Consider the following 1,689-nt stretch of genomic DNA (forward strand, 5'->3'; position numbering starts at 1 on the left):
CGCCGCCGTCACGTCCAGCAGCTGATAGCGGTCGACGGCCTGCTTCAGCGCCGAGCGATCGATCTTGCCCTCCCGCGCCAGCTCGGTGAGCACGGCGAGCACGATCGACTGCGTGTCGATGTGGAAGAAGCGACGGGCCGCCCCCCGCGTGTCGGCGAAGCCGAAACCGTCGGCCCCCAGCGACTGGAAGGTGCCGGGCACCCAGCGGGCGATCTGGTCCGGTACGGACCGCATCCAGTCCGATACGGCGACCTTCGGGCCCTCGGCGTGCTGGAGCTTCCGCGTCACATAGGGAACGCGCTGCTCCTCCTCCGGGTGCAGCAGATTGTGCCGTTCGACGTCCACCGCCTCGCGGCGCAGCTCGTTCCAGGACGTCGCCGACCAGACGTCCGCCCTGACGTTCCATTCGTCGGCGAGGATCTGCTGTGCCTCCAGGGCCCAGGGAAGGGCCACACCCGAGCCGAGGATCTGGGCCTCCAGCGTCCCCTTCTCGCCCTCCCGGTAGCGGTAGAGACCATGGACGATGCCCTCGGCGTCCACGTTCTCCGGCTCGGCGGGCTGGCGGATCGGCTCGTTGTACAGGGTGAGGTAGTAGAAGACGTCCTCGCCCTGCGGGTGTTCGGGGCTGGAGCCGTACATCCGCCGCAGACCGTCCTTGACGATGTGCGCGATCTCGAAGCCGAAGGCCGGGTCGTAGGAGACAGCCGCCGGGTTGGTTGAGGCCAGCAGCTGCGAGTGGCCGTCGGCGTGCTGGAGCCCCTCCCCGGTCAGAGTGGTGCGGCCGGCCGTCGCGCCGAGCACGAAGCCACGCGACATCTGGTCGGCCATCTGCCAGAACTGGTCGCCGGTCCGCTGGAAACCGAACATCGAGTAGAAGACGTAGATCGGGATCAGCGGCTCGCCGTGCGTGGCGTATGCCGAGCCGGCGGCGGTGGCGGCAGCTGTGCAGCCCGCCTCGGTGATGCCGTCGTGCAACATCTGACCGGTCGGTGACTCCTTGTAGGACAGCAGGAGTTCGCGGTCCACGGACTCGTAGGTCTGACCGAGCGGGTTGTAGATCTTGGCCGAGGGGAAGAAGGAGTCCATTCCGAAGGTGCGGTACTCGTCGGGCGCGATCGGCACGAAGCGCTTGCCGATCTGCTTGTCCCGCATCAGGTCCTTCAGCAGCCGCACGAATGCCATCGTGGTGGCGATCTGCTGCTGGCCGGAGCCCTTCTTGACCGCGGCGTACGCCTTGTCGCCGGGGAGGGGCAGCGGCTTGGACCGGTTGACCCGGGTCGGCACGTAGCCGCCGTGCTCCTGGCGGCGGTCGTGCATGTACTGAATCTCCTCCGAGTCCCGGCCCGGGTGGTAGTACGGCGGGGCGCCGGACTCCAGCTCCTTGTCGGGGATCGGCAGGCGCAGCCGGTCGCGGAAGGCCTTCAGGTCGTCGACCGTGAGCTTCTTCATCTGGTGTGTGGCGTTGCGGCCCTCGAAGTTGGGCCCCAGCGTCCAGCCCTTGATCGTCTGGGCGAGGATCACGGTGGGCTGGCCCTGGTGCTCCTTGGCGGCCTTGTACGCGGCGTAGACCTTGCGGTGGTCGTGGCCGCCGCGGCCCAGGTGCAGCAGCTGGTCGTCGCTCATGTTCTCGGCCATCGCCCGCAGCCGCTGGTCACCCCCGAAGAAGTGGTCGCGGATGTAGGAGCCGCT

General features: G+C 68.3%; 1 protein-coding gene. It reads right to left on the bottom strand.

What is annotated here, in order from left to right:
- Positions 1 to 1,689: transketolase-like TK C-terminal-containing protein (locus ACRDP3_RS21480; RefSeq protein ID WP_431518616.1), on the bottom strand; the 1,689-nt coding region annotated here is incomplete at both ends.

The sequence above is a fragment of the Streptomyces sp. genome (genome assembly GCF_050698815.1).
In the GTDB taxonomy this organism is placed as follows: domain Bacteria; phylum Actinomycetota; class Actinomycetes; order Streptomycetales; family Streptomycetaceae; genus Streptomyces.